This is a genomic window from Planomonospora parontospora, from assembly GCA_014647935.1.
Classification (GTDB): Bacteria; Actinomycetota; Actinomycetes; order Streptosporangiales; family Streptosporangiaceae; genus Planomonospora; species Planomonospora parontospora.
In genome coordinates this window covers 220,729-239,145 of sequence record BMQD01000006.1, presented here as the reverse complement: position 1 = coordinate 239,145, position 18,417 = coordinate 220,729, and the positions used below count along the sequence as shown (strand labels likewise).

The window sequence follows — 18,417 nt, the reverse complement described above, 5'->3', positions numbered from 1 at the left end:
TCCGCCACCGGACGGGGGCGGAGGGGCGGACGAGAGGCCCGGCACGCCCTCCGCCGGCGGGCCTCCGCGACCGGCCGGCGGGAGGTCAGCCGTCCGCCGGGGCGTCCTTGTCCCTGGCCACCAGGACGTCCGTCCGCTTGCCGGGCACGGGCTGCTCGGCCGTGCCGCGACGGCGCCGCGGCCGGGCGGGGGCGGGCTCCCCGGTGCCGTCGTCCGGCTCCCCGGCGACCGGTGGGGCGGCCGGAGCGACCGGTGGCGCCGGGGCGCCGGAGCCTTCCGGGCCGGCCTGCCGTACCGGTGCGCCGGGGGAGGGGGTGGCCGCCTCCGGCTCGCGCAGCGAGGCGAGGACGTCGTCGGCCTCGGAGTCGGCGGCGAAGTCCTCCGCGGCCTCGGCCTCGCGCCTCTTGATCACCACCATGTGGTCGACCGACAGGCGCCCGGCCCCGTTGACGGCCAGCAGCACCGAGGCCGCGCCGAGCGCGACGATCAGGTTCACCTCGCCGCCGGTCAGCGGGAGCCCCTGGTCACCGTTGGCGATCACGAACACCGCGACGGCCTCGGCGAACAGCAGCAGCCCGCAGACGGGCACGGCCAGGCCCGCCACCAGCAGGGCCCCGCCGATGAGCTCCATCAGCATGGTCGCCCCGGCCCAGACCCCCGGGGCGGGGGCGCCCAGCGTGGCGAACTGCAGGCCGGTCGCGGTCAGGCCCGCCTCCAGCTTGTCCCAGCCGTTGGCGAAGAAGATCCCGCCGACGCCCAGCCTGGCGGCCAGGGCGGCGATGTCGTGGAGGGTTTGTCGCACGGCTCCTCATTCTGGTCCGGTCCGCCCTTCTTGCCCATAGTCGCGACCGGGAATCATCCGGACCCGGTCAGTCCGGGCCGGTCCGGTCGTCGGACCCGCGCGGCACCAGGACCGCCACCGCCGCGGCGGTGACGCCGAGCAACAGCACGCTGACGACGATCGTGGAGTGCAGCCCGGAGACGAAGGCGAGCCGGGCCTGCGCGAGCAGCGCCGCCCCGCCCTGGCCGCCGAGTTCCCGCGCCACGGCGTCGGCTGCGGCCAGCGACTGGCGGGCCCGCTCCATCAGCTCGGCGGAGACGCCCTCGACGGGGGCGAGCGAGGGGGCGTAGACGGCGGTGGTGACCGTGCCGAGCACCGCGACGCCCAGCCCGGCGCCGAGCTCGTAGGCGGTCTCCTCGATCGCGGCGGCGCCGCCCGCGTGGGACTCGGAGGCCGAGGACATGATCGTGTCGGAGGCGGCCAGCAGCGCCACCTGGATGCCGAAGCCGATGCCGACGAAGCAGAGCGCGAGCGCCAGCGGGTGCTCCTCGGTGCCCCAGGCCAGGGTGGGGGCCAGGGACAGCGCGGTCAGCGCCAGGCCGCCGCCCATCGTGGCGCGCAGCCCGAGCCGGCGCAGCAGGTGCGCGCCCGCGAGCCCGCCGGCCACCGAGGCGGCCATCAGCGGCAGCATCCGCACCGCGGCGCCCGGCGGGCTGTCACCGAGCACGAGCTGGAGGTACTGGGCGAGCATCAGCTGGAGGCCGACCAGGGAGAAGACGGTCAGCAGCACCGCGGCCACCCCGGTGGAGAAGGACCGCCGCCGGAACAGGCTCAGGTCCAGCAGCGGAACGGCCAGCCGCCGCTGCCGGCGTACGAACCAGGCCAGCAGCGCGACGCCCCCCAGGAACGCCGCGACCCCCTCCGGGCGGCCGGCGCCCGCCTCCTTCAGGCCGAACGCGAACGCCAGGATGCCCAGCACCGACAGCAGCGCGCTCGGCGCGTCCCACGGCTGTCCGGCGCGGGTCCGGGACTCCGGCAGGATCCGCGCCGCGGCGGGCAGCAGGACCAGCAGGATCGGCACGTTGATCAGGAAGACGGCGCCCCACCAGAAGCGTTCGACGAGCAGCCCGCCGAGCAGCGGCCCGGCCGCCGCCCCGGCCGCCGCGACCGCGCTCCACACGCCCAGTGCGATCGCCCGCTCCCGGCGGTCGGTGAAGACCTGCCGGATGATGGAGAGCGTGGCGGGCATGATCATGGCTCCGCCGACGCCGAGGAGCATCCGCGCGGCGATGAGTGCGGTGGCGGTGGGGGCGAACGCGGCGGCGGCCGAGGCGGCGCCGAACACCACGTAGCCGGTCAGGACCAGGCGCCTGCGCCCGTGGCGGTCGCCGAGCGTGCCGAAGGTCAGCAGCAGCGGCGCGACCACCAGGGAGTAACCGTCGACGATCCACAGCATCTGCACGGAGCTCGGGTCGAGAGCCGCGGTCAGGGCCGGGCCGGCGATGTGCAGCACGGTGGCGTCCACCGCGATGAGCAGCAGGCTCAGGCAGAGCAGGGCGAGGACCGACCAGCGGCCGGTCCCGGATGAGCGCGTGCCGGTCCCGGCGCGCCTGGTGTCGGCGGCGACCCCCATGGCGGTCATGCGCGGCTGGCGGGGGTACCGGCCCGGGCGAACATGCGTGGCAGCTTAGGCCATCCGCCGGAGTGGGCGGGGGCCCGCCGGAAGATTGATCCGGGATGGAACGCGCCATCCGGCACCGGAATCCGCGACCTCTCTAGAGAGATAGACCCCTCTATCCGCCGTCTAGGCAAACGGTGCTCCTCCCCGCACCATGGCGGTCGTGGGGAGTCAGAGCCAGGTGCGAGAGCCGTCGTGGTGAGCGGTTCCGGCGACCGGGACCTCGTCGGGGTCCCGGCCCCGCCGGATCCGGACGATCCGCACGGGTGGTGCGCCGCGGCCCTGGACCGGCTGGCCCGGGGCAGGCCGGAGGCCGCGCTGGAGGCCGCGCGCCGGGCGGTGGAGCACGGCCCCCCGGACGGGCCCGCCGCCGGCTGGGGCTACCGTCTCGCCAGTCTCGCCTTCGAACGGCTCGGCCGCGATGCGGAGGCCGTGGCCGCCGCCGAGGAGGCCGTACGGCTGGCCCCGGGATCCTGGGCGGCGCGGCTGCGCCTCGGCTCGGCCCTCCGCCGGGTCCCGGGGCGGTGGGCGGAGTCGTGGTCGCAGGCGGCCAGGGCGGTGCGCTACGCCCCGGAGGAGCCCGACCCGCACGTGCTCGTGGGGGACCTCGCGCTCCTGCGCGGAGAGCACGGGCGGGCCCGGGACGCCTACCGGGCCGCGCTGCGCCGGGCGGGCGACCACCCCGGCGCGAGGGTCAACCTCGGCCTGACGTTCCTGCGCTGGGAACGGCCCCGCAACCACCACGACCCCGCCTGGCCGGTCGACCCCCGCGAGACCGGCCGGACCCGGCACGCCCTGGAGACGTGGTCGCGGCAGACCCGGATCCTGCTCGCCGCGGCCCTCCTCGCGGCCGTCGCGGCGGCCCTCGGTCCCGGTCTCACCGCCGAGGCGAGGATCTGCGCCGCGGCGGCGCCCGCCGCGGTCCTGGCGATCACCCTCCGGCAGGCCCGCAGGATCGGGCTCTGGTCCTACGTCCCGGCGATGCTCGCGCGCGACGTGTGGCTCGGTCTGACCGTCGCGGCCGCGCCGGTGGCGGTGGCGGCCTACGTCACGGCGGTCGCCACCCTCCCGGCGGCGCTGCCGGGTACGGCGGTGCCGCCCGGTCCCGCGGCGGGTCCGTGGACGGCTCCGGCGGGGGTGGTGCTCCTCAACGGCGCCGCGCTGCTCGCCGCGCGGGTGCTGGCCGAGGCGTGGCGGGGCCGGCCGGTCCGGGCGCTGGCCGAGTTCTCCGCGGCGGGCGGGGGCCGTACGGCCCGGCGCGACACCGGGGTGACGCTCTGGCTCGTGGCCGGCCGCGCGTGGTCGGTCCTGGCCGGGGCCGCGGCGGCCGCCGGAGCGCTGGACGATCCCCGCTGGGGTCTCGTGGCGCCGGCCGTACCGCTCGCCCTGCTCCGGGTCCACCGCGGCGGCGGCCTGGCCCCGCACCTGCGCGGGATCCTGGCCGCGGACCGCTGCCTGGCCGGGGCGCTGGCGCTCCTCGTGGCGGCCTCGCTCGCGCTCGGCGGAGCGGCCGCCGCGGCGCTCCTCGGACTCCCCGGCCCGCCGGTCCGCCTGGCGTGGCAGGCGGCGGCCGGGGTGCTGGTGGCGGCGGTGGCCGTCCACGCCACCAGGTCGGTCCGGGCGTGGTGGAGGGGCGCGCCCGGACCGCGGCGGGCCTCGCTGGCCATGTACGACGGCCGCGGCCGCCGCACGCCCGGCGACGTGCGGCCGCCGGTACGCCTGAGCGGGGAGGTGCGGCACGCCTTCACCTCCGGCTGTGGGGTGGTCCTCGCCTACGCCGACCGGACGGGGCCGCGCGCACTGGCCGTCGGTTCGATCGGCTCGGTCGGCCCGGCCGGGGAACTGCGGCTGATCGCCGCCGGCGACGCGTGGGACGCGGCCGAACACGATCCGAGGGTGACGGTGTTCGTCGGCGACCCGCTGCGGCGCAGGTTCTGGGCCGAGGTGCGGGGCATCGCGATCGGCGACGCCGAGGCCGAGACGCTCCGGATCACCCCCGAGCACGTCGTGGTCGGGGAGTATCCCGGCCGCCACCAGGGCCGCTTCCGCGACGGGTGAGCGGTCCGGCCGGGCCGGCGGCCGGGACCGGCGGCGGGACCGGCGCGGCGGAGGCCCGCCCGGCGCGCGGTGCGGTGCTCGGACACGCCCAAATCCCCTCCCGGTGCGGTATAACCGGGGGCAGACCGGGGAGGCGTGATGCGGGACTCCGACAGGGCCAGGCCGGCGGGGCGGGCTGCGGCGCGGGACCTGTTCGAACAGGTGCGACTGCGCTACTTCCGCCTTTCACCGGGAAAGCGCAGGCTGATCCATGCCGCCGTGCTGGTCGGGGCGGTCGGGCTGGCGCTGGGCCTGGGCTGGCAGCCGGTCACCGCCTTCCTCCTGACGCTCGCCCTGCTCGGCTTCGCCACGCTCGCCCTGCGCTTCCCGCGCGCCGCCGCCACGGTGGCGGTGGTAGTGCCCTGGCTGACGATGACGAGCCTGCTCGACGGGCGGTTCCCGCAGTCGTGGATTCCGCTGGGGCTGATGCTCCTGGCCCTCCCGGTGGCGGGGGCCGCCCACCTGATCAGCTGGGTCCCCCCCTGGCTGACCACGCTGGCGGCGCTGGCCTGCGCGGGAGTGATCGCCCTCGTCCTCGTCCTCGCCGGGTTCCCGTACGCCGTCGTCCTGTGGGCCGCGTACGGCACGGCCGCCGCCGTGCTGGTCTACCGGCTGGTCCAGGCCCGTCAGGTCAGGGCGGGGGCGGCGGTCCGGGAGCAGCCGGTCAGGGTCAGGGTCAGGGACGGCGGGCCGCCGCCGCAGCAGTCCGCGGACAGGGCCGCGCCGCCGCCCATCTCGGTCGAGGAGGCGCTCGGCGAGCTGGACGGCATGGTCGGCCTGGCCCCGGTGAAGGAGCAGGTGCGCTCCATCGCCGCCTCGATCGAGGCCTCCCGCCTGCGCAGGGAGGCCGGCTACGTCACCGAGCCGCCGATGCGCCACTTCGTCTTCGTCGGCCCGCCCGGCACCGGGAAGACCAGCGTGGCCAGGACCGTCGCGAAGATCTTCTACGCCTTCGGCCTGCTGGAGACGCCCTACGTGGTGGAGGCGCAGCGGGCCGACCTGGTGGGGGAGTTCCTCGGGGCGACGGCGATCAAGACGAACGAGCTGATCGACCGGGCGCTCGGCGGGGTGCTCTTCGTCGACGAGGCCTACAGCCTGATCAACTCCGGTGACGGCCAGCCCGACCGGTTCGGCTCCGAGGCGGTGCAGACGCTGCTCAAGCGGGCCGAGGACGACCGCGACCGGCTGATCGTCATCCTGGCGGGCTACGAGAAGGAGATGGGCGCCTTCCTGTCGTCCAACCCCGGCCTGTCCAGCAGGTTCGCGACCCGGGTCCGCTTCCCCGGTTACTCGGCCGGAGAACTGGCCGAGATCACCGAGTCGCTGCAGACGCGGCGGGGCGACCGGATGGCCGGAGGGGTGCGGCCCGCGCTCCTGGCCCGGTTCGAGGACCTCCACCGCCGGGGCATCGTCGACGAGCTGGGCAACGCCCGGTTCGTGCGCAGTCTGGTGGAGGCGGCGGCGCAGGCACGCGACGTGCGGGTGGTCGGCGCGGGCGGCTCGCCCACCACCGAGGACCTGGTGACCGTCACCGGGCCGGACGTCGCCAAGGCGTTCGACGAGCTCACCGCCCGCTACCAGGATTACCAGGCCACCCCCACCCTGGAGGAGGCGCTCGGCGAGCTGGACGGCATGGCGGGTCTGGAGCCGGTCAAGCGGCAGGTGCACGCGATCGCCGCACAGCTCCGGATGGCGAGGATGCGCCAGGAGCGCGGCCTGCCCACTCCACCGCAGATGCGGCATTTCGTCTTCACCGGGCCGCCGGGCACCGGCAAGACCACCGTGGCCCGCGTCCTCGGCCGGGTCTTCGCCGCGCTGGGCCTGCTGGTGCGGCCGGACGTGGTGGAGGCGCAGCGGGCCGACCTGGTCGGCCAGCACCTGGGCGCCACCGCGATCAAGACGAACGAACTGGTGGACCGGGCGCTCGGCGGGGTGCTCTTCGTCGACGAGGCCTACAGCCTGGTGAACGGCGGTTACGCCGGCGGCGACGCCTTCGGCGCGGAGGCGGTGCAGACGCTGCTCAAGCGGGCCGAGGACGACCGCGACCGGCTGGTGGTCATCCTGGCCGGATACGAACGGGAGATGGACGTCTTCCTGGCGACCAACCCGGGCCTGTCCAGCCGGTTCAACCAGCGGGTGCGGTTCCCCTCCTACACGCCGGCCGAGCTCTCCGAGATCGCCGAGCTGCTCGCCGGGCGGTCGGGCGACCGGTTCGACGCACCCGCCCGTCACGATCTGGCCGACGTCTTCACCTGGGTCTGCGAGGACGGGCTGATCGACGGCCTGGGCAACGGCCGCTTCGCCCGCTCGCTGTACGAGCGCGCCGCGATGCGCCGCGACGTGCGGCTGGCCGCTCTCGACGGCGCCGCCAGCGCCGCGGACCTCACCACCATCACCAGCGCCGACGTGCGCGCCGCCGTCGACGAGCTCGCCGGCCGCTGACCCGGGCTCGCCCCGCCGCCCCCGAGCCCCGGCGCGCAGCGTCGCCATCAGCCCGCGAGGGGGCTCCGGCGTCTGGACTGAGGGGCGCGCGCAGCGAAGCGAGCACGTGACGAGGGAAGACGGCGGTTACCGGCCCCCGAGCCGCGACGCGCAGCGTCGCCGTCAACACGGCGCCTGGCCGAGATCGGACCCCGATTGGCGACTCTATGCGTTCTGATGGTTACATCATGTAGCAGTATGGCCACAGACAGCGGAGTGCTCCGGAGGGAGGGCGATGGCGGGATTCCTTTTCCGCAGGTTGCTCAACTATGTGGTGCTGATCGTCGTGGCCACCAGCCTCGCCTACATGCTGGCGGCCGGAGCGCTCAACCCCCGTGCCAACTACGAGGGGCGCAATCCGCCGATCCCTCCGGCGGTGATCGACGCCCGGCTCACCGAGCTCAACCTCAACGACAGGACCCCGATGTTCGAGCGCTACCTGACATGGGCGGGGGGCGTCGTCCGGGGTGACTTCGGCAAGATGGTGACCGGAGGCTCGGTCAACGAGGACCTGGCCCGCCGCATCGGCGTGACCCTGCGCCTGATCACGATCGGGCTGGTCCTCGGCAGCGTCACCGGAGTGCTGGTCGGCGCCTACGCCGCGGTCAGGCAGTACGGTGCGTTCGACCGGGTGTCCACCGGCGCGTCCTTCTTCGTGCTCGCGATCCCGACCGTGGTGCTCGCGAACATGCTGATCATCGCCGCGGTCTGGGTCAACGGCCTGCTGCCCCAGCCGATCGTGTACGTCAGCGGCGAGTTCTCCGCCGGCCTGACGGGCGGGTTCTGGGCCCGGGCGGTCGACCGGATCCAGCATCTGATCCTGCCGACGATCTCGCTCTCGCTGGGCCTGATCGCCATCTACAGCCGCTACCAGCGCAACATGATGCTGGACGTGCTCGGCGCGGACTTCATCCGCACCGCGATGGCCAAGGGCCTGCGCCGCCGTACCGCGCTGATCAAACACGCGCTGCGCACCGCGCTGATCCCGGCGGTCACCTACTTCGCGTTCACCTTCGGCTCGCTGCTGGTCGGCACGACCTTCACCGAGAAGATCTTCGGCTGGCACGGCATGGGGGAGCAGCTGGTCAACTCCATCTACACCAACGACGTGAACAGCGTCGCGGCGATCAGCTGCTTCGCGGCCTTCGCGGTGCTGGTGGCCTCGCTCGCCTCCGACGTGCTGCACGCCGTCCTCGATCCGCGGGTCCGGGTGGGATAGATGAGCATCGCCGACGAGGAGCACGCCGAGGAACTGGCGGGCGTCGGGCGGATCGGGACCCCTTCGCGCCTGCGGGTGGTCGCGGGGCGGTTCTTCCGCTCGGGGCAGGGACGGATCGGGTTCGCGCTGCTGACGGCGATGTTCCTGCTCGCGTTCGCGGGGCCGCACCTGAGCAAGTGGGGCTACACAGACAAGGACTTCACGGCCTTCCTGGCGCCGCCCTCGGCCGAGCACTGGTGGGGCACCCTGCAGACCGGCGCCGACGTGTACGCCGTCACGCTGCGCGGCATGCAGAAGTCGCTGATCGTCGGGCTGCTCGCCGCGGTGGTCGGCACCGGGCTGGCGGCGGTGGTGGGCGCCTTCGCGGGCTACTTCCTCGGCTGGACCGACCGCACGCTGATGTGGGTCACCGACCTGCTGCTCGTGCTCCCGGCCTTCCTCATCCTGGCGATCATGTCGCCGCTCTTCGCCGAGGGCCAGTGGCTGCTGTTCGTGCTGATGCTGGCGCTGTTCCTGTGGATGGTCACCTCGAAGATCGTGCGGAGCATGACCATCTCGCTCAAGGAGCGCGAGTTCATCCACGCCGCCAGGTTCATGGGCGTGCACCCGATGAAGATCATCTTTCGGCACGTCATCCCCAACCTGTCGTCCCTGCTGATCGTGGACGCCACGCTGAACGTGAGCGCGGCGATCCTGACCGAGACCTCCCTGTCCTACTTCGGCTTCGGCATCCAGCCGCCGGACGTCTCCATGGGCAGCCTCATCGCCGACGGCGCCAGGACGGCGGTCTACGCCCCCTGGACGTTCTGGTTCTGCGCCGGGCTGCTGGTCGTCACCGTGCTCGCGGTGAACCTGGTCGGCGACTCCCTGCGCGACGCCTTCGACCCCACCGCGAAGAGGAACCGATGAGCGACCCCGTCCTCGAGGTCACCGGCCTCGACGTCACCTTCGGCTCCGGCCCGGGCGCGGTGCACGCGGTGCGGGGGGTCGGCTACGCGCTCCACCCCGGCGAGGTGCTCGGCATCGTCGGCGAGTCCGGCTCGGGCAAGTCGGTGACCTCGCTGGCCGTGATGGGGCTGCTCCCCGCGCACGCCCGGGTCACCGGCTCGGTGCGGCTGAAGGGCCGCGAGATCCTGGGCGCGGGCGAGAAGCGGCTCACCGCCTTCCGCGGCAAGACGATCTCGATGGTCTTCCAGGACCCGCTCTCCGCGCTCACCCCGGTCTACCGGGTCGGCGACCAGATCGCCGAGGCCGTCCGGATCCACCAGGACGTGAGCAGGCAGGCCGCGGACAGGCGGGCCGTCGAGCTGCTCGACCTGGTCGGCATCCCCAACCCGGCCCAGCGGGCCAGGGCCTTCCCGCACGAGTTCTCCGGGGGCATGCGCCAGCGGGCGGTGATCGCGATGGCGATCGCCAACGACCCCGACGTGATCATCTGCGACGAGCCGACCACCGCGCTCGACGTCACCATCCAGGCGCAGGTGCTGGAGGTCCTCAAGACCGCGCAGCGGGAGACCGGCGCGGCGATCGCCATGATCACGCACGACCTGGGGGTGGTGGCCGGGTTCGTCGACCGGGTCCTGGTCATGTACGCCGGGCGCCCCGTCGAGACCGGGCCGGTCGACGACATCTACTACCGCCCGCGCATGCCGTACACCATCGGCCTGCTCGGCTCGGTCCCGCGGCTGGACGTGGGCGGACGGCGGCGGCTGGTCCCGATCGAGGGCAACCCGCCGTCGCCGGACGCGCTCCCGCCGGGCTGCCCGTTCGCGCCGCGCTGCCCGATGGTGGTCCCCGAGTGCGATGCGGCCGAGCCGCCGCTGGAACCGGTGGGCTCCGGCGACCGGCGGGCCGCGTGCATCCGCGCCGGGGAGATCGAGGAGGGGCGGACACGGCCCGGGGAGGTCTACGCCCCCAGCGGGGGCGGCAGGGCGGGCCGTCCCGCCGCGCCGGGAGCCGGGGCCGGCGAGCGGCGCCTCCCGGCGCCGCGCGGCGAGCGCGGGACGGTCCTGGCGGTGGACGACCTGATCCGCCACTACCCGCTGATGAAGGGGGCGGTCTTCAAGCGCCGGGTCGGCACGGTGTACGCCGTGGACGGCATCGGCTTCGACATCCGCGAGGGCGAGACGCTCGGCCTGGTGGGCGAGTCGGGCTGCGGCAAGACGACGACGCTGATGGAGATCCTGGAGCTGGCCAGACCCCAGCGCGGCACCATCACGGTGCTGGGACGCGACACCGCCGCGATGACCTCCCGCGACCGGATGGCCGTCCGCCGCGACATGCAGGTGGTCTTCCAGGACCCGCTGGCCTCGCTGGACCCGAGGATGACCGTCCACGACATCCTCGCCGAGCCGCTGCGCACGCACGGGGTCGGGGATCCGGGGCCCCGCGTGCGGGAACTGCTGCTGCTGGTCGGACTGGACCAGCAGCACGCGGCCCGCTACCCGCAGGACTTCTCCGGCGGCCAGCGCCAGCGCATCGGCATCGCCCGCGCCCTGGCGCTGGAACCGAAGCTGATCGTGCTGGACGAGCCGGTCTCGGCGCTGGACGTCTCCATCCAGGCGGGCGTGATCAACCTGCTGGAGGACCTGAAGGCCCGGCTCGGGCTGTCCTACCTGTTCGTCGCGCACGACCTGTCGGTGGTCCGGCACATCGCCGACCGGATCGCGGTCATGTACCTCGGGAAGATCGCCGAGATCGGCCAGGTGGACCGGGTCTACGACACCCCCATGCATCCCTACACCCAGGCGCTGCTCTCGGCGATCCCGCTGCCCGACCCGGAGAAGGAGCGCTCCCGGACCCGGATCCTGCTCGAAGGGGACCTGCCGAGCCCGGCCGCCCCGCCCTCGGGCTGCCGGTTCCGCACCCGCTGCCCGAAGTTCCGCGACGTGCTGTCCGACGGGGAGCGGGAGCGGTGCGTGGACGAGGAACCCGTGATCCGGGTGCTGGACGAGGACCAGGGCGCCGCGTGTCACTACGCCGAGAAGATCAAAGTCGTATGAACCAGGAGGAACCGTGATGATTGTCCGGCGCATGGGCGTGCTCGCCGCCGCCCTGACCGTGGCGTGCACACCGGCTCTGGCCGGCTGCGGGCAGACCGGGCCCGGCGGGGGAGGGCAGAGCGGGGCGTCACCGGGCGCCCCCGCGTCCTCGGTCAAGGCCTACGACATCAACCCGGTCGCGCGCGACCAGGTCAAGGACGGCGGGCTGCTCCGCTGGGGCCTCAACGAGTATCCGACCAACTGGAACCTCAACCACGTCGACGGCAACCTCGCGATGGTCAAGAAGGTCACCGACGCGCTCCTGCCCTCGGCCTTCCGCTCGAACGAGAAGGGCCAGATCTCGGTCAGCCCCGACTACGTCACCGCCGCGAAGGTCACGGCGACCACCCCCAAGCAGGTCGTCACGCTGACGCTCAACCCGAAGGCCAGGTGGTCCGACGGCAAGGCCGTCACCTGGCAGGACTACGAGGCCCAGTGGAAGGCGATGAACGGCAGGAACGCCGACTACCGGGTCGCCACCACCACCGGATACCAGGACATCGAGAGCGTGAAGAAGGGCGGGAGCGACCATGAGGTCGTCATCACCTTCGCCAAGCCCTTCGGCGACTGGCAGTCGCTGTTCATCCCGCTCTACCCCAGGAGCACCAACGGCAGCCCCGACGCCTTCAACAACGCCTGGGTGAACAAGATGCCGGTGACCGCGGGCCCGTTCAAGTTCGGCGCGTTCGACCAGACGGCCAAGACCATCACGATCAACCGCGACGACGCCTGGTGGGGCGACAGGGCCAAGCTGGACCAGATCGTCTTCCGGGCGCTGGAGAGCGACGCACTGGTCGGCGCCTTCAGCAACGGCGAGCTGGACACCTTCGACGTCGGGCCCTCCGCTCCGGACTACGCGCGGGCCAAGGGCACCGCGAACGCGGTCGTACGGCAGGCGGCCGGTCCCGACTTCCGGCACCTGACGATGAACGGCGAGAGCGCGGTGCTCTCCGACGTGAAGGTCCGCCAGGCCGTCGCGATGGGCGTCGACCGGCAGGTCATCGCCCAGTCCGACCTGCAGGGCCTGGACTGGCCGATCGTCCTGCTGAACAACCACTTCTTCATGAACACCCAGGGCGGCTACCAGGACAACGCCGGGGAGCTCGGGGCCCACGACCCCGAGAAGGCCAAGCAGCTGCTCGACGCGGCCGGCTGGAAGCTCTCCGGCCAGGTCCGCAAGAAGGACGGCAAGGAGCTGAACCTGCGCTTCGTCGCCCCGTCCGGCCTGCAGCTCACCAAGTCCGAGGCCGAGCTGACGCAGAACATGCTGTCCAAGATCGGCGTCAAGGTCACCCTCCAGTCGGTGCCCAGCGACGACTACTTCACCAAATACATCATCCCCGGCAACTACGACATCACCGCTTTCTCCTACGTCGGCACGCCCTTCCCGGTCTCCAGCGGCTACGGCCAGTACGCCAACGCCGCCAAGGACTCCAAGGGCGAGCTGCAGTGGAACGCCAACCTCGGCCGCATCGGCTCCAAGGAGATCGACGCCGCGATGAACGCCGCCACCGCCGAGCTGGACCCGGCCGAGGCGATCGCCAAGGCCAACGCCGCCGACAAACTGATCTGGCAGGCGGTCAACGTGCTCCCGCTCTACCAGCGCCCGCAGAACGTCGCGGCCAAGAAGACCCTCGCCAACCTGGGCGCCCGCGGCTTCTACGACCTGAGATACCAGGACATCGGCTTCACCGAGTGACCCCGGCGCCTCCGCGGCCCGGTGTCGTCGGCGCCCGGGTGTAGAAATGATCTATGACTCTTCAGGTGTCCTGGCCGCAGGTGCTCGCGTGGCGGTTGAGACGGCAGTTCGTCGACCCGGCGGCCGGGCCGGACGCGGTGTCGGTGGTCCGGCGGCTGAGCGGGGTGCAGGCCCAGGTGGCGTCCTCGGCCGAGCTCGCCGTCGCCGTACGGCGGGCGGACCCGCGGCGCGGCGAGATCGACGAGGCCCTGTGGCGCGACCGCACGCTGGTCAAGACCTGGACGGCGCGCGGCACGCTCCACCTGGTCCCCGCCGCCGAGCTGCCCGCCCACGCCGCGGTCCTAGGCTCGTTCCGGCACTGGGACAAGGGGTCCTGGCAGCGCGGTCACGGGGTCACCGCGGCGGAGACGGCCGCGATCCTCGACGCGGTCCCGAAGGCGCTCGAGGGCCGGACCCTCACCCGCGAGGAGCTGGTCGAGGCCGTCATCGGGATCACCGGTGACGGCCACCTGGCGGAGGCGCTCACCTCGGGGTGGGGCGCGCTGCTCAAGCCGCTCAGCTTCCTCGGCGAGCTCTGCTACGGGCCGCCGCGGGAGGGCAGGGTGACCTTCGCCTCCCCCCGCGACCACGTGCCCGGCTGGCCCGCCGCGCTCCCCTCCCCGGAGGAGGGCGGCGCGGTCCTGGTGCGTTCCTTCCTCGGCGCTCACGGCCCGGGTACGCCGGAGACCTTCGACACCTGGCTCTACCGGGGCGGAGCCCGCAAGGCCGCCCTGCGCGGCTGGTTCCGCGACCTCGCCCCGGAGCTGGCCGAGGTGGAGGTCGAGGGCCGTCCCATGGTCCTGCTCGCCGAGCACCTCGACGAACTGGCCGCGACCCCGCCCGCCGGGGGCGTGCACCTGCTCCCCGGCTTCGATCAGTACATTCTCGGCGCCCCCCGCGACCTCGAACCGCTCCTGCCCCGGGAGGCCAGGGCGAAGGTCAGCCGCGCGGCCGGCTGGATCTCCCCGGTGGTGGTCCACCGGGGCCGGGTGGCGGGCGTCTGGGAGACGAAGAACGGCGAGGTCATCGTGGAGCTGTTCGAGGACGTCCCGGCCGCCGCCCTCGCCGCCGAGACCGAGCGGGTGAAGGCCCTGCTGAACCGATAGCACCACGCGCTCCAGGCGGCCCCTCACGGCGGCCCCTCACGGCGGCCCCTCACGGCGGCGGGGCGAAGTCCCATCCCCGTGCGAGCAGGCCGTCGACCGCCTCGACGGCCTGCTCCAGCCGTGCGCGCGGCGGTCCGGAGACCACCAGGTGCGGCAGCCCGCGCGCGGCCAGTTCCTCGCGGAAGCGCAGGTCCATCCGGTGCCGGACCGCCTCGCCGTCCCGCCACCCGTCCTGCTCGAACGGCACGCCCTCCACCGAGGTGTGGATCCACAGGTCGTGCCGGGCCCGCGGGTGCACGGCGCCGGGCGAGCTCAGGTAGCGCTCGTGCCACAACGAGGTGGCGAACGCGTCGGTGTCGCACACCAGCAGCGGGGATCCGGCGCGGGCGGCGGCGTCCTCCCAGAGCAGTTGCCGCTCGGCGATCAGCGCGAACTCCGCAGACTCCCACTCCAGGCCGTCGAGCCACGGCTCGGGCAGCCCGGCGGCCTTGGCCCGGCGCCGTGCCAGGGCGAGCTTCTCCTCGCAGTACGTCCTGCCGTACTCGGGCACCCACCGGGTCCCCGCCCACGGCCCGCCCCGGGCGGCGTAGTGGGCCGCCAGCGCCCTGGCCAGGGTGGTGGTCCCGCTGGACTCCGCGCCGACGACCACGACGCGGCGGGCCAGGTGGCCGCGGACCGCGGGGGAGAGCCACCGCCAGCACGAGACGGGGTCGGAGCGGACCGTCGTCCCGCTCACGGGGAAGCGCTCCCGGCCGGGGTCGACGCCGACGTGGACGGCGCCGAGCCGGCGGGCCAGCTCCGGACCGTACTCCTCGGAGGAGAAGACGGCGTCGACGGCCGGGACCTCCCCGTGCGCCAGGGCGAGCGCGTGCCGGAACACCTCGACGTGCGCCGACCAGACCTCCGGATCGTCGTAGTCGATCTCGACGTCGTCGACCACCGGGGCGATCGTCACCCCGGGCTGCAGGTGCGCCTCGCGCAGCCAGGCCGCGCGCAGCGCCAGCGGGACGCTCTCCGCGGTCGAGGCGGCGACCACCACGCTCAGCCGGGCGCACCGCTCCGCCGCGGTGTCGATCAGGTGGTGGTGGCCCGCGTGGGGCGGGTAGAACTTGCCGATCACCAGGCCGTGGGCGAAACGGGGCAGGCCGGCGTTCATGCCGCCACCGGGACGGGCCGGGCGGGGAGGGCCCTGCGCCAGGCCAGCAGCCCCGAGACGCAGAGGGCGAGGAAGACGACGTAGAGGGCGCTGGTGAGGTAGAGGCCCTTGTAGGCGTAGAGCGGGATGTAGACCAGGTCGGCCGCGATCCACAGCCACCACGACTCCACCAGCTTGCGGGTCTGCCCGTAGGTGGCCATCAGGGACAGCGCGGTGGTCAGGGCGTCCCAGAAGGGCACCGTCGAGTCGGTCCAGGCGGCGAGGGCGAAGGTGAGCGCCGCGGCGGTGGCGACGCCGCAGCCGGCCAGCGCCGCCCACTCGGCGCGCCCGGTCGGCCGGACCGCCGGCGCGGTCCGGCCCTCCCCGCCGTACCGCCACTGCCACCAGCCGTACAGGCCGAGCGCGACATAGACGACCTGCAGGGCGGCGTCGGCGTAGAGACCGACGGCGAGGAAGACCAGCCCGAGCAGGATCACGTTGACGACGCCGATCGGCCAGTTCCAGATGTTCTGGCGGGCCACCAGCCAGACCGTGAGGATCCCGGTGGCGAAGCCCAGGAGCTCGGCCCGGCTGGTCGGGGCTCCGGCGATGGTGAACACGGGTTGGAGGAGGGGGTCGAGGAATTCTGCGAGCGTCATGCCGTCTCCTTAATCGTCACTATGACGATAAAGGGTTTTCGGACATAACGGAACCAGGTGACAGTACGGACGGCGGCCGCCGGGGCGGGAGCCGTCAGAGACGGAAGCGGACCCGGTCGCCGGGGCGGGAGCCGTCAGAGACGGAAGCGGACCCGGTCGCCGGGGCGGGAGCCGTCAGAGACGGAAGCGGACCCGGTCGCCGGGGCGCAGCTGCGCGGCCGCCGCGAGATCGCCGGAGGCGAGAACCGCGATCACCGGATAACCGCCGGTCGGCGGGTGGTCGGCGAGGAACACGATCGGCCTCCCGTCGGGCGGCACCTGCAGGGCCCCCGCCACCATGCCCTCGCTCGGCAGCTCCCCGCTCCGGGCGCGCTCCAGCGGGATGCCCAGCAGCCGCACGCCGACCCGGTTGCTGTCCTGGCTCACCTCGTACGGCTCCGCGCACAGGGCGGCCAGCGCCCCCGGGGTGAACCAGTCGTCCCGGGGGCCGGGCAGGATCCGCAGGACACCGGGTGCGTCCCCGGGAGGGGGCGCGGCGTCCACGACGATCGGCGGCAGACCGGCGGACGGTCCCACCGGCAGCACCAGGCCCGGGGCGAGCGGGTCCGGGCCGAGGCCGGAGAGCGAGTCCGCCGACCGGCTGCCCAGGACCGGGGGGACGTCGACGCCGCCCCGGACCGCGACGTAGGTCCGCAGACCGGTCATCGGGGCGCCCACCCGGAGCTCGCCGCCCGCGGGGACCCAGAAGGGCGCGTACATCCCGGCGGAAGCGCCCCGCAGGACGACCGGGCAGGCGGCGCCGGTGAGCGCGGCCCAAGCGCCGTCCCGGAAGCGCAGCACGGCCCCGCCGAAGGTCAGCTCGATCCCGGCGGCGCCCTCGGGGTTGCCGACCAGGCGGTTGGCCAGCCGCAGGCTCGGCACGTCGGCGGCGCCGGAGCGGGGCACCCCGAGATGCCCGTAACCGGGGCGGCCCAGATCCTGCACCGTGGCGTACGGCCCCGGCGCGACCACCTCGATCATGCGGCCACCGGGCGCGCGGGCCGGGAGGGGACGGGCCCGGCCGTCATCCGGTGACCGCCCGGAAACGCACCCGGGTGCCGGGCGTCAGCACGGCGGGCGGATCGGCCGCCACGTCCCACACGGGCATCGGAGAGCGCCCGAGCAACCGCCAGCCGCCCGGCGAGGCCGAGGGGTAGACGGCGGAGTAGGGCCCGGCGACCGCCACCGCCCCGGCGGGCACCGAGGTCCTCGGGGTGGCCAGCCGCGGCACGTGCAGCGCGGGGTCCAGACCGGTGAGGTAGGCGAACCCCGGGGCGAACCCCAGCCAGCCCACCACCAGCTCCCGCCCGGTGTGCCGCTCCACCACCTCGCCGGCCGTCAGCCCGCTCAGCGCCGCCACCTCGTCCAGGTCGGCGCCGTCGTAGACCACCGGGACGGTCACCAGACGCCCGGGAGCGGCCCCGTCCGGGTCCGGGGCGCGCGCGGCCCGCGCCGCCGCGGCCAGTCGGGACCTGAGCGGTCCCGGCTCGGCGCCCGGCGCGACGACCAGCACGGTGGCCGGACCGGGCACGATCTCCGTCACCCCGGCCGGGCGGTCGGTCCGCAGCAGCGCGTCCAGGCGGTGCGAGACCTCCAGCGACCCGGTCTCCACCAGCAGCCCGTGCTCTCCGGCCGCCCGGACGGGCGCCCCGTCCGGCGGTGCGCCCGCGCCGGGGCCGCCGCTCACGCGAAGGCCTCCAGGGCCACCCCGGCCCGCGCCAGGCCGTCGCGGACGGCCCGTGCCAGCCGTACGGCGCCCGGGGTGTCGCCGTGCACGCAGATCGAGCGGGGCTCCACCGGGATCTCGGAGCCGTCGGCGGCGACGACCGTCCGCGCGGTCGCCATGCGCACGGCCCGGGCCGCGACCGCGTCCGGGTCGTGGATCACCGCGCCGGGGGAGCGGCGGGGGACCAGCGTCCCGGCGGGCGTGTAGGCGCGGTCGGCGAAGGCTTCGGCGACGGTGGCGAGCCCGTGGCGGGCGGCGACCCCGTGGACGGCCGAGCCGGGCAGGGTGAGCACCGGCAGGCTCCGGTCGTAGTCGGCGACCGCCGCCGCGACCGCCTCCGCCTGCTCGGGATCGCGGCAGACGCGGTTGTACAGCGCGCCGTGCGGTTTGACGTAGGAGACGCGGCCCCCCACCGCGCGGGCGACGCCGTCCACCGCCGCCAGCTGGTAGAGCACCTCGGCGCGGAGCTCCTCCGGATCCACCTCCATCTCGCGGCGGCCGAACCCGGCCAGGTCCCGGTAGGAGACCTGCGCCCCGATCCGCACCCCCCGGGCGACCGCGGCCTCGCAGGTGCGGCGGATGGTCAGCGGATCACCGGCGTGGAAACCGCAGGCGACGTTCGCGCTGGTCACCACGTCGAGCAGGGCCTCGTCGTCGCCCAGCCGCCAGATGCCGTAGCCCTCGCCGAGGTCGGCGTTGAGATCGATCGCCACGATG

General features: G+C 74.3%; 14 protein-coding genes. 7 read left to right on the top strand and 7 right to left on the bottom strand.

From position 1 onward, the window contains the following. Positions 1-85: 85 nt before the first annotated feature. Entirely contained in the window at positions 86-802 is a 717-nt protein-coding gene (locus IEZ07_RS12090; protein ID WP_191894834.1) for a DoxX family protein, read from the bottom strand. Between the two features lie 67 nt (positions 803-869). Then, entirely contained in the window at positions 870-2,423 is a 1,554-nt protein-coding gene (locus tag IEZ07_RS12085) for an MFS transporter (RefSeq protein ID WP_191894833.1), read from the bottom strand. Positions 2,424-2,654: 231 nt separating this feature from the next. On the opposite strand from IEZ07_RS12085, the gene IEZ07_RS12080 reads away from it, so the two are divergent. The 7 genes from IEZ07_RS12080 to IEZ07_RS12050 all read left to right on the top strand — a co-directional run bounded on the left by IEZ07_RS12080 (position 2,655) and on the right by IEZ07_RS12050 (position 14,141). Continuing rightward, the gene (locus IEZ07_RS12080) at positions 2,655-4,517 is read left to right on the top strand and encodes a hypothetical protein (RefSeq protein WP_191894832.1); all 1,863 of its coding nucleotides are present in this window, start codon (positions 2,655-2,657) and stop codon (positions 4,515-4,517) included. Between the two features lie 138 nt (positions 4,518-4,655). Further along, complete coding sequence (locus tag IEZ07_RS12075) at positions 4,656-6,998, top strand: AAA family ATPase (protein WP_191894831.1); 2,343 nt, start codon at positions 4,656-4,658, stop codon at positions 6,996-6,998. A gap of 274 nt (positions 6,999-7,272) precedes the next feature. Next, entirely contained in the window at positions 7,273-8,256 is a 984-nt protein-coding gene (locus IEZ07_RS12070) for an ABC transporter permease (protein ID WP_191894830.1), read from the top strand. Then, on the top strand, positions 8,257-9,165 hold the full coding sequence (locus IEZ07_RS12065; protein ID WP_191894829.1) for an ABC transporter permease: 909 nt from the start codon (positions 8,257-8,259) through the stop codon (positions 9,163-9,165). After that, positions 9,162-11,258, top strand: a complete 2,097-nt coding sequence (locus IEZ07_RS12060) for an ABC transporter ATP-binding protein (RefSeq protein ID WP_191894828.1) — start codon at positions 9,162-9,164, stop codon at positions 11,256-11,258. The genes IEZ07_RS12065 and IEZ07_RS12060 overlap by 4 nt, the downstream gene beginning before the upstream one ends. Positions 11,259-11,274: 16 nt before the next feature. Next, on the top strand, positions 11,275-12,996 hold the full coding sequence (locus IEZ07_RS12055) for an ABC transporter family substrate-binding protein (protein WP_239319845.1): 1,722 nt from the start codon (positions 11,275-11,277) through the stop codon (positions 12,994-12,996). Positions 12,997-13,049: 53 nt separating this feature from the next. Beyond that, positions 13,050-14,141 (top strand): winged helix DNA-binding domain-containing protein, encoded by a 1,092-nt coding sequence (locus tag IEZ07_RS12050; RefSeq protein ID WP_191894826.1) that lies wholly within the window; start codon positions 13,050-13,052, stop codon positions 14,139-14,141. 49 nt (positions 14,142-14,190) lie between these two features. On the opposite strand, the gene IEZ07_RS12045 is transcribed toward IEZ07_RS12050, so the two are convergent. The 5 genes from IEZ07_RS12045 to IEZ07_RS12025 form a co-directional block, all read right to left on the bottom strand. After that, positions 14,191-15,297 carry an AAA family ATPase gene (locus IEZ07_RS12045; protein ID WP_204054337.1) on the bottom strand — a complete coding sequence of 369 codons (1,107 nt, stop codon included), beginning with the start codon at positions 15,295-15,297 and terminating at the stop codon, positions 14,191-14,193. Further along, entirely contained in the window at positions 15,294-15,935 is a 642-nt protein-coding gene (pnuC, locus tag IEZ07_RS12040; RefSeq protein WP_191894825.1) for a nicotinamide riboside transporter PnuC, read from the bottom strand. The genes IEZ07_RS12045 and pnuC overlap by 4 nt, the downstream gene beginning before the upstream one ends. Positions 15,936-16,109: 174 nt before the next feature. Continuing rightward, on the bottom strand, positions 16,110-16,955 hold the full coding sequence (locus tag IEZ07_RS12035) for a 5-oxoprolinase subunit C family protein (RefSeq protein ID WP_191894824.1): 846 nt from the start codon (positions 16,953-16,955) through the stop codon (positions 16,110-16,112). Positions 16,956-16,998: 43 nt separating this feature from the next. Beyond that, positions 16,999-17,661, bottom strand: a complete 663-nt coding sequence (locus tag IEZ07_RS12030; protein ID WP_191894823.1) for a 5-oxoprolinase subunit B family protein — start codon at positions 17,659-17,661, stop codon at positions 16,999-17,001. After that, on the bottom strand, positions 17,658-18,413 hold the full coding sequence (locus tag IEZ07_RS12025) for a LamB/YcsF family protein (protein WP_191894822.1): 756 nt from the start codon (positions 18,411-18,413) through the stop codon (positions 17,658-17,660). The genes IEZ07_RS12030 and IEZ07_RS12025 overlap by 4 nt, the downstream gene beginning before the upstream one ends. Positions 18,414-18,417 lie beyond the last annotated feature (4 nt).

Bases quoted from the DNA above. Each gene is read 5' to 3' on its own strand.
- pnuC (WP_191894825.1), bottom strand. From the start codon at position 15,935: ATGACGCTCGCAGAATTCCTCGACCCCCTCCTCCAACCCGTGTTCACC.
- IEZ07_RS12070 (WP_191894830.1), top strand. From the start codon at position 7,273: ATGGCGGGATTCCTTTTCCGCAGGTTGCTCAACTATGTGGTGCTGATC.
- IEZ07_RS12065 (WP_191894829.1), top strand. From the start codon at position 8,257: ATGAGCATCGCCGACGAGGAGCACGCCGAGGAACTGGCGGGCGTCGGG.
- IEZ07_RS12050 (WP_191894826.1), top strand. From the start codon at position 13,050: ATGACTCTTCAGGTGTCCTGGCCGCAGGTGCTCGCGTGGCGGTTGAGA.
- IEZ07_RS12060 (WP_191894828.1), top strand. From the start codon at position 9,162: ATGAGCGACCCCGTCCTCGAGGTCACCGGCCTCGACGTCACCTTCGGC.
- IEZ07_RS12085 (WP_191894833.1), bottom strand. From the start codon at position 2,423: ATGACCGCCATGGGGGTCGCCGCCGACACCAGGCGCGCCGGGACCGGC.
- IEZ07_RS12045 (WP_204054337.1), bottom strand. From the start codon at position 15,297: ATGAACGCCGGCCTGCCCCGTTTCGCCCACGGCCTGGTGATCGGCAAG.
- IEZ07_RS12075 (WP_191894831.1), top strand. From the start codon at position 4,656: ATGCGGGACTCCGACAGGGCCAGGCCGGCGGGGCGGGCTGCGGCGCGG.
- IEZ07_RS12035 (WP_191894824.1), bottom strand. From the start codon at position 16,955: ATGATCGAGGTGGTCGCGCCGGGGCCGTACGCCACGGTGCAGGATCTG.
- IEZ07_RS12055 (WP_239319845.1), top strand. From the start codon at position 11,275: ATGATTGTCCGGCGCATGGGCGTGCTCGCCGCCGCCCTGACCGTGGCG.